This window comes from Vibrio mexicanus (assembly GCF_001012815.1).
Classification (GTDB): Bacteria; Pseudomonadota; Gammaproteobacteria; order Enterobacterales; family Vibrionaceae; genus Vibrio; species Vibrio mexicanus.
Genome location: NZ_JYJP01000018.1, coordinates 1 through 9,455 on the forward strand (window position 1 = coordinate 1; position 9,455 = coordinate 9,455).

Here is a 9,455-nt window from a genome sequence, read left to right on the forward strand (position 1 = left end):
TCTATTTCTCCCAGAGAACTTTGGCTAAGCTATATTTTTTTCTACTTTCCTGCGTGGAAGCATTAAAGACTGTAGTTTCTTTGCAATCGAGTCTTACAAAGTCACCCAACCTAAGTTTGCGGACTTCGCTATACAATTTTTTCGAGTAGGTCACCTTAATAAGCTCATCGTCACTGGTTCTAACATCAACTTTACCCGATTTGCTGATTAACTCTATGACTCCTTCAATAGACGTATCCGAAGGTTCAGTAGCACTAAAACCATCTAATAGTTTTTCGAGAGTTTGAATTTTATCCCAACGACCATACCAAAGATGTTTCTTTTCGTTTGGTGCAGTCCAAGTCAACTCAAGTTCAATGCTACGTTTACGTAGTACTTTCAAAAACTCTGCGAGATTGTGTACGCTACGTAGTCCCATGTAATGTACTTGATCGCTTATTCCTTCGTTTAAATCTTGACTTAAAAGATCAAACAAACCTTGTAAGCTATTCTCTAACAGGCTTTCACCGAACAGATCTGGTGAGCTATCCCCAGTTACAAACAGTCGGGATGATCCATGGCCAATATCTGCAAACCTTAAGTTAAGCGGTTGCGTAACCTCAAAGGGAATAACACCGGATACGTCTTGTCCTAACTTTATTTTTGCTGATGCAGAAGAAATTAGTCCGGAAAAAGTCTTAGCGAGATTAGCCAATATATCTAATGGAACTGTGCCATTATTGACTTCTCCGCCGATTAAGCGAAGCTCTATTACTTCTTTATCTCGCTGCTGTTTAGCATGCATGAGTTGAAGACGCAGTTCTTCTAAATGGCTTTCTAATGACTTAATACTTAAAGTTAACGCAAAGCTATCCAAGTTTGATTGATTGCGTTTATGCTCAATTAATTGCTCAGTCTCTTTAATCTTTGATTCAAGCTTCTGAATACTCATAACTATGCCACCATCTTTAATCTAGCTATGCCTTTAGCCTGCTCATTTCGGTCAAAACCAAAGAGTCCCCGCCAATAGCTTTTGTCATGGAAGTTATCCAAAACAAAGTAAGCATCACATTCATACCTAAGTTTAGTATGTTTCTGATTACCGAAGAGCTCCTCCAAAATTCGGTGCTTTTCTGGAGGTAGATTATTCACATCTGCTTCCGCACAAACAACAACTAAATCAATATCTCCAGGATTTTCCTTTGTAGTAGCAAAAGAACCATCAATCCACACTTCCATATCAATAGGTATTTCTTTCAGACGCTCAGTGAAAGCTGCAAGCCTCGATAGTAAAAGCTTCCTTCTCTCATTTGACTCAAAGGGAGTAACAAATACACTTTCCAAATCTGAAAATGTCATGTTATGCATCCCTGCTTCTAACAATGCTGGATATTCCATTTATTTTCTCATTATCTCCAACTATTTATGAATAGTCCTAACGCCTTGCTAACAAGCGACAACGCGATGCCACTTAACACGAATATTGTGCCATAAACACGGAGCTGAAGTTGCGACCGAAGTCGCCTAGCGTTGGGAGTCTTTGTTAAGCAATTTGTTATGAGCCTAGCTCAAGTAAATACCAGATTGTCTGAATTGTTGCTTTAAATCTAACAGTTTGAACTGAGTGAAAATTAACTGTGTGATAGCAGTTGTACCCGTAAAGATTGAGAGTGCAGAGATTACCCAGTTCCACTCAACTCCAACAAAAATATGTGGTACCGCAAAAGCGAATGCAAAGGAAAAGGCCGCGTTGGTGGCTTGAATAAATTCGTTACCAGATACTTTGTAGCTGTTGCTTGAACTATCGTATGAAATTTTTACTTTAGAACCAGCACTACGAAACTTGCAATAAACTACGTCTTTTTGACCATCAAATGGAATATCATTAAGCACGAGGATATCCCTAACTTTATCTAGCATGTATTTCTCCTTGATGTATTGGCTCATAACGCCTTGCTAACGGGCGATAACGCTATACCACCCAACTTAAAATATGTGCCCTAAACACTGAAGCCGATTTGAATGAAAGTGGCCAAGCGTTAGGAGTCCCTGTTAAGCGACTTGTTATGTTCCTGTACTACTGACTCCATATCCCCCACAAAGACAAAGACAATAGACATAAGAGCCGAGGAGAAAAACATATTAAAGTAAACACGAAACTGAAGTTCATGGCCGAGCTACGTTTTGCATGTTTTTCAACTGACTCAAAATACTCTTCACCTCTCTTGAAGCTCGAATTTTCTATACATACAACATTAGTGACGTATGCTCCTAACAGCAAACTAATTGGGTAAGCAAACCAAAAGTCGAGCTCTCCTGCGGAGTCGAATAGTGCCCAAACACAAAAATAAACTCCGTAAAAAAATATACCCAATAGTGATGAAGTAAGTATATAAGGCCAAATAATTCCATCTCTTTTATCATCACCATACCAATAATTGTGAACATGTTGGCACCAAAAATACACACAGATTACTTCTTTCAAGAACTTAATTTTCATTAATTGCCTAACCAAATATTATCACTGTAGCTTCTTGGGTTTCTCCCTAGAGATAACTATGAGTACATAATGGGAGATCGGGAACATAACGCCCAATTAAGGGGTGAGCAACGCTGCCACTCAACCTAAAGCATTGTACCGTAAACACTAAATTTGAAGTAGAAGCAAAAGTGCCAAGCGTTGTGAATCCCTCTTAAATTGCTTGTTATATTTATTTTGGGAAGCCTTCCACCTTAACTGCCTGCAACCCTGATTTATGCCACTCAGCTTGCTCTGCAGTGAATATTTGAGCATCAAGGGTCTTTGACGGCTCTTCGTTTAAAGAGCCAGCCGGAACAATCAGGAATTTTCCACTTTGAGTCAGAAATGGCAAACCTGAACCACAATCTATGCAAAATGCCTTAGAAAATGAACGTGTAGGATGATCATAGCGCTTTATTTTATCTTCCCCTTTAGTCCATTCGATGTTTGAAGGAGAAGTAAACAAGTTCGATGCATGAGCCGAACCTGTGAGCTTTCGGCACTGCTCACAGTGACAAAAGAAGAACTTACCGAAGTCATCTTTAAGCTTAAAGGCTACACTTTCGCAGCAGCAACCGCCTGTAATCTCTTTATTCATTTCAAACCTCCATGTTTGTTAATGTCGGATAAATATAACGCCCAATTAAGGGGTGAACAACGCCTCCACCCAAACCTAAAGCATTGTGCCATAAACACTAAAACTGAAGTAGAAGCAAAAGTGCCAAGCGTTGTGAATCCCTCTTAAATTGTTTGTTATATTTTTTGTGGGTACACTGTTTTAAACTGTTCTAGGACGAGTAGCATATCTTCTGATGGGCTAATATCGAGTTTTTCACAATCTTTTGAGAAAAACTCCCAATGCGCTTTTTTCCACCAATCTAGAGTTTTGTCCCCTTCACCCTCTAGCATTGCGAATTCAGCCGTAACTTCACTAAACTTACTCTTTGATACCGACGTAATTTCTGTAATACAAATTGGTTCACCAGACCAATCAGTGACAACATGTAGATCTCTAACTTCAGGCATAACCTCACCTTCTGTGGAATACCAAGCGTCTAAACTGCAAGATGCTCTCTTTTCACCGCGCAATATCAAATTAGCACATAAATTCGCATTGTATTCGTCTGCACAAAAGTAACCCGAACTAAATGAGTTATACCTTGATACTGACTCGGAAGGCAAAGTTTTAAGGTACTGTTCTATAAATAACTTACTTCTTTCATCCATGATTTGACTCGTAATTCGATTAAAAATATAACGCCTTGTTAACGGGCAAAAAACAGTGTGCCATACTTTGTAGCGAAGCGAAAAATGGCATGCGTTTTTTGTCCCTGTTGAACAACTTGTTATATTTCATTTCCGCGTACGTCAAAGTTGCGAACTTCTAATTTAATACCATAATTTTCAATTAAAAAATCAACTAATGCGTCGATATCTAAGGTGCCAAAATGTTTAATGGCGATATCTCTACGCTTTAAAAAGAAAGTCCAAGTGATGGATTCATCGTTATCACCTGTGTCTTTAATTGTTTTTTCAATAATGTTGATATCATCAATTGAAAAAACAATATCTTGTTCTAATTTTTCATTTGGTGATAAGAGCAATACTTCGTTATTGAAAACTCTTGCGATCCAATCTCCATTTGCTTTGATTTCACGATAAGCTCGAGTAAAAAAATACCCTGCGAATAACAAGAATAAAGAAAATACTAACGTGACTATGATAGAGGCTGGAAAGTTATTAATTATCATTTCTACAACACCATAGAAACTTAGTTCATCTTTAGTCCCGACATAGCTTAACCATCCAAATGGTATTAATGTAAAAAGAGCACCGATGACGATTAGCCCGTACCCAACATCTTTTGAATTAATTTTTTCTTCGTACAGCAAAGTATCACCAGAACCAGATTGAAATATAACGCCTTGCTAACAAGCGACAACGCGATGCCACTTAACTTACATATTGTGCCATAGACACGGAGTGGAAGTTGCGACTGAAGTCGCCAAGCGTTAGGAGTCTTTGTTAAGCAATTTGTTATATGTGAATTACACGGCTTCTAACTTGAAGAAAAACCATTGTAGCAATATGGCAATGCTGGTCAGGGGTAGTATTGTTATACACAGATTTAAGTACAAAGAGTTATCGAAGGTAGAGGATAGAAAAGTATATAAAGCATAACCAAGTAATCCAAATAAACCACCTAGTATCCCACTACTATAACCAGAAAATTGGGATTTACCTTTACAGTGAGGACACTTATATGGTGTCCATCTAGACGCCCAAATGAACCTGATAGGGTTACAAGTTTTATTGCAATGTGGACAAGTAGTCATTTCAACTCCATATATGAACATATTAGCTAGAAAGCATATAACGCCCGCTTAAGGGGCAGACAACGCGACTACTAAATCTAAAGTAACACACTGTAACCAATTGAGTTAAAAGTTAATATTGAACTCGCCTAGCGTTGACTGTCCCACTTCAAGCGTTTGTTAGCACTCAGGCTAACTGCTTAATGAAGTGTAAAAACGATAACACTTGCCCATTAAGAACAACGGCATCCACTTCGGTATGGGATTTAACAAAACCTAATTTTTCCAACACTTTGACCGAAGCTTCATTATGTGTCGTCGTTTTTGCTGTCAGGCATGTTAGACCTAATTCACGCTGTGCAAACTCAATTACCGCGCATAATGCCGATGTTGCGTACCCTTTTCCTGTCTCTTTGGCACAGACTCTATACCTACCTCAGCAGTCTGCTCCTGTATGTTGAAGATGTTAGCTCGGAGTACGATTTTTTCGTTCAATAAACCAACAAAATAGTAACCAAGGTCAGTATCTTGCTCTCGTATCAGAACCGCGCAGGCATCAGAAAAAGTACTGAAGTTTTTATATGACTCTGGTCGAGGGGGAACATATTGCTCGAACCAACTTAGATTTTGCGCCTCAAACTCAAACAAAGGTTGAAAATGAATTTCGGATAATCGTTGAATTTCCATATAACCTTCTTGAGTGCTAACGCCCGCTTAAGGGGCAGACAACGCGACTACTAAATCTAAAGTAACACACCGTAACCAATTGAGTTAACTGTTAATATTGAACTCACCTAGCGTTGACTGTCCCACTTCAAGCGTTTGTTATGTGACTAGCTTCTTTGATAAGCAAATTGACCGACTTGTACCCACGTACTTCCCATAAGCACACGATTCTGAGTAAGAGTTACGCTCGTAAAAACGTACCGCTTTTGAGTTAACTCTACGTGTAGATAAAACCGCTTTTCGGTAACCTTTTTCAATCGCATAGCATTCTAACTGCTTTAGCAAGTAAGACCCTGCACCAGGTTTGCTAGAATACATTCGCTTAAGTTCACAAACCTCACTTTCATGATATCGAAACACGCCACATCCGACTGCGACATTGTTTAGATATACAACGATACATCCATCTTTCGATGAATCAAAAGCGTCAGATACAAACGAGTTTTCACCTGAATCACTAGTAATCTGGGTAAGCACTGAGTTCAATGCTGCTACGAGTAACTGAAAATCACCATTACTTGGTTCTACTATCTTATGCACAAATTTCATACGAGTCACATAACGCCTTGTTAACGGGAAAAAAACTAGTGTGCCATACTTTGAAGCGAAGCGGAAAATGGCATACGTTTTTTGTCCCTGTTGAACAACTTGTTATGTTTTACCACAGCCTGCTGACTTATTTAGCACGAAGCAGCGATGCCTATTGGGTTTTCAGAGTGTCATCACACTACTGACTGACGTTTCCACCAAGTGCGAAGATTTCAAACGGCACCACCGAGATTTACGCGTCTACTCAGGGCTAAAATGAGGCAATAATGGAGAACCAATATCGCCAAAGAATAGGTGTCCAACCATAGCCTCTTGGGAACTCAATTTGCCGAGAAGGGAAGGGGGTAAGGGCTGAACTACTGTAGTAATACACTGATTTTATTGATAGAACATAACGCCTTGCTAAGGTGCGGCTAACACAAAGAAACCCAAGCAAGCCACTGTAATCACTAAACCCAACCAAACCAAAAATGCCAAAGGTTAGCCGTCACTCTTAAGCAATTTGTTATGTTTGAAAGCGCCCACTCTACTACCCGTGATAGTACACAATACAACGCATTCCTCTACGGACTCTGAACTCGTGACCAATTTTCCCTCACCATCCCACACAGAGTTATTGCCACAAACTGACCAACCACCCGTTTGTGAAATGTGATTACTTAGCAGTACAGGCATACCATTGATAGCTGCAATGTCCGAGAGCAACCTAGCATCAGTTGAATAACCCGACTTCGAAATCAGCGCACTAGCCAGATAAACGCCAGCACCCGACCGTTTAGCTCTTTTAGCGTGTTCAGGACATGAGAAATCAGCACAAATTGCCAACGCTACTTTATAACCCTTGATATTGAGAAAATAATCTTCAGAGCCCGATGAACAATACTCATGTTCACCATCATGTAGGTGCTGTTTATCGTAAAACTCTATGTTCCCGTTAGAATGGCAAATCACAGCGCCAATATATGGCTTTAGGGAGTCGTCAGAAACAAGCGGACAACCAACGATAACCGAAATATTATGCTTACTCGCAGCTTGAGATAGCTGCGAAAAATTCGAAGGCTCTTTGCCTAGAGCTAACTTTCCTACGGATTTTAACTCGTAGCCCGTCAACGACAATTCAGGAAACACCACCAAATCAGCACCAATTGATGCTGATGCTTCTATCGCAACTAAGTGTTGCTCGATATTTGCGGCAATATCCTCTTTAAACACTGGGACTTGAGCTAAGCTGATATTAATTGAAGATGCCAAGTTTTTTCCTTAAAACATAACGCCGCGTTAAGTGGTGAGCAACGCCTACCACTGCACTTAAATCATTGTGCCGTAAACACTTAAGCTGAAGCAAACCAAAAATGCCGAGCGTTGGGAATCCGTCTTAAACGCTTTGTTATATGAATTATATCTCCGACAGTTTCTTGTCTGTTACTTCAACTAACTCTCTGAAAAAACGTAGGCATTTATCTAGTTCGTCACGTTTGACTATATGCGATGATTGCTTATCCACTTGCGCTCGATGTACAGCCTCTCCACGTTTTCTAAGCCATGCATTCAGTGCTGTTCTCGCATCTTTGGCAGTATGATAATTTCCCCAGACCCAACTTTCTGTAATATCTAAACCAAAAAATTCTTGGAATAGATCCTTTGTTTTTTTTGAATCAGGGTTATTGAAGGTTTTAAGTTGATCTCTCAATCGAGCAGTTATGATACAACCAACTTGAGAGCCCATTACCATTCCATACTTGGCATTGATCAATTCAGTAGCAACGTCTTCAACGTAAGTTTCCCAAGCGGTTAAAGTCATAATTAAAGTAGCTCGCTTCAACACTTCAGGAGGCCGAGTATCGTTATCACAGTTATTCATTGAATCGTAACAAGCAATCAGCTCTTCCGAGTCAGATAATGCCAATTCAAACTCTCGTTTTGCTTGAGTCATTTACTTTCCTTATTCATATAACGCCTTGCTAACAAGCGACAACGCAATGCCACTTAACTTGAATATTGTGCCATAAACACGAAGCTGAATTTGCGACTGAAGTCGCCAAGCGTTAGGAGTCTTTGTTAAGCAATTTGTTATGTGTTTTGACGATGCTGTACGGTTTTTCGTTTTAGCCTGTACCAATGATACATACCATATAAAACTCCGGTACCTAACCAAAAAATTGAATGTTTTAGGACGGAAAAAGTAAAAAAGCCCTCCGCAAATTGCTCGTAGATGACTCCAGTAGCAACGAACATTACTAGAGAAAACGGTAGGCCAGTTTCCAGGATGTAACGCATAAAACCTTTTCTTTTTGCGGCTAGCCAATGTGTGTCATTTATTGTCATTGTAAGTCCTTTAATGGTGGCCAAACTTAACTGTTTCCGTACAGATTATTCATATTTTGCTATGGGTTGAGGTTGTAGGCACATAACGCCCGCTTAAGTGGTGAGCAACGCAATGCGATATTTACGCACACCACCTAAATCACCAAAATTAACGCATGATAAAAATGCCACGCGTTGCGAATCCGTCTTGAAGCGTTTGTTATAGCAACGGTTTTTTAATAGGCTGAAATGTCAGAATTAACCAATTAACAAACATTCCAAGAATTACCGCACTTACAAAACCAAAATCACCGTAACCCATTGAAAGAGAAACCGTTAATGCCCCAACAAAGAAAGTAGAATAGTAATAGACTTGAGAAATCTTTAATTGCTGAGAACATTTTGCACAAAATGATTGCTTCCTTGGATGCAGCGATACTTTTTTGATAATAGAAATTGACTCTCCACAGTTTGGGCATTTAAACATCAGAAGTCTCCATGTATTCGGTTAAAAAATATATGACTATTTTCTCTAAAGGTCTGTATTGCCATTAAATTGTTGGATGTAGGTCATTAGTCTAGTAGCTATAACGCCTTGTTAACGGGCAAAAAACCAGTGTGCCATACTTTGTAGCGAAGCGAAAAATGGCATACGTTTTTTGTCCCTGTTAAACAATTTGTTATGTGTGACCTTTAGCTTGTAGGTGACTTGTCACCCACGCTTACTTCAGGTTCCATCTCCGGTGTCGACCATTTGATGATTGCCCTAAGGTTCATTGAAAAAAAGACGATATTTGCAATTATCATCGCCACACTGCCAGTAAGGTAACCAACGGCGATCCAACTAGTATTGCCGAACATCATTAAAATGAACCCAATTTTGTTCTTATTACCAATTTGCCAAATGGCAAGGAAGGTAAGTACCATCGCAACCCAGTCGATTCCATAGTACTGAAAATATTCCATTTATTCCTCCAAGCACATAACGCCCGATTAAGTAGCCCGAAACGCACAACGATAGTTTCTGCATAGCGCTATAACCACTAAAACACCCGCAAACC

13 protein-coding genes are annotated in these 9,455 nt (G+C 39.6%); all 13 read right to left on the reverse strand.

Annotated features, from left to right (window positions below; translation table 11 throughout):
• Window position 1: 1 nt before the first annotated feature.
• Window positions 2–931: a hypothetical protein gene (locus UA76_RS03595; RefSeq protein ID WP_047043143.1), complete on the reverse strand. Its 930-nt coding sequence runs from the start codon at window positions 929–931 to the stop codon at window positions 2–4.
• A 2-nt stretch (window positions 932–933) separates the two neighbouring features.
• Window positions 934–1,377, reverse strand: a complete 444-nt coding sequence (locus tag UA76_RS22290; RefSeq protein ID WP_052771940.1) for a DUF6932 family protein — start codon at window positions 1,375–1,377, stop codon at window positions 934–936.
• A gap of 165 nt (window positions 1,378–1,542) precedes the next feature.
• Window positions 1,543–1,899 carry a hypothetical protein gene (locus UA76_RS03605; protein ID WP_047043146.1) on the reverse strand — a complete coding sequence of 119 codons (357 nt, stop codon included), beginning with the start codon at window positions 1,897–1,899 and terminating at the stop codon, window positions 1,543–1,545.
• 791 nt (window positions 1,900–2,690) lie between these two features.
• A complete protein-coding gene (locus tag UA76_RS03615; protein ID WP_047043152.1) occupies window positions 2,691–3,098 on the reverse strand; it encodes a GFA family protein in 408 nt (135 codons plus the stop codon).
• A gap of 155 nt (window positions 3,099–3,253) precedes the next feature.
• Entirely contained in the window at window positions 3,254–3,727 is a 474-nt protein-coding gene (locus UA76_RS03620; RefSeq protein WP_047043154.1) for an ASCH domain-containing protein, read from the reverse strand.
• Between the two features lie 119 nt (window positions 3,728–3,846).
• A complete protein-coding gene (locus UA76_RS03625; protein WP_047043156.1) occupies window positions 3,847–4,392 on the reverse strand; it encodes a hypothetical protein in 546 nt (181 codons plus the stop codon).
• 610 nt (window positions 4,393–5,002) lie between these two features.
• Window positions 5,003–5,185, reverse strand: a complete 183-nt coding sequence (locus UA76_RS25560; protein ID WP_420340894.1) for a GNAT family N-acetyltransferase — start codon at window positions 5,183–5,185, stop codon at window positions 5,003–5,005.
• Window positions 5,185–5,502 (reverse strand): hypothetical protein, encoded by a 318-nt coding sequence (locus UA76_RS22295; RefSeq protein WP_052771941.1) that lies wholly within the window; start codon window positions 5,500–5,502, stop codon window positions 5,185–5,187. The genes UA76_RS25560 and UA76_RS22295 overlap by 1 nt, the downstream gene beginning before the upstream one ends.
• A 138-nt stretch (window positions 5,503–5,640) precedes the next feature.
• The gene (locus tag UA76_RS03635; protein ID WP_047043157.1) at window positions 5,641–6,090 is read right to left on the reverse strand and encodes a GNAT family N-acetyltransferase; all 450 of its coding nucleotides are present in this window, start codon (window positions 6,088–6,090) and stop codon (window positions 5,641–5,643) included.
• A gap of 480 nt (window positions 6,091–6,570) precedes the next feature.
• Complete coding sequence (locus UA76_RS03640) at window positions 6,571–7,341, reverse strand: carbon-nitrogen hydrolase family protein (protein ID WP_047043158.1); 771 nt, start codon at window positions 7,339–7,341, stop codon at window positions 6,571–6,573.
• A 145-nt stretch (window positions 7,342–7,486) separates the two neighbouring features.
• Entirely contained in the window at window positions 7,487–8,023 is a 537-nt protein-coding gene (locus tag UA76_RS03645) for a HEPN domain-containing protein (RefSeq protein ID WP_047043159.1), read from the reverse strand.
• 591 nt (window positions 8,024–8,614) lie between these two features.
• Window positions 8,615–8,881: a hypothetical protein gene (locus UA76_RS03655; RefSeq protein WP_047043164.1), complete on the reverse strand. Its 267-nt coding sequence runs from the start codon at window positions 8,879–8,881 to the stop codon at window positions 8,615–8,617.
• Between the two features lie 206 nt (window positions 8,882–9,087).
• On the reverse strand, window positions 9,088–9,360 hold the full coding sequence (locus UA76_RS03660) for a nicotinamide mononucleotide transporter (protein ID WP_047043166.1): 273 nt from the start codon (window positions 9,358–9,360) through the stop codon (window positions 9,088–9,090).
• Between the last annotated feature and the right edge of the window lie 95 nt (window positions 9,361–9,455).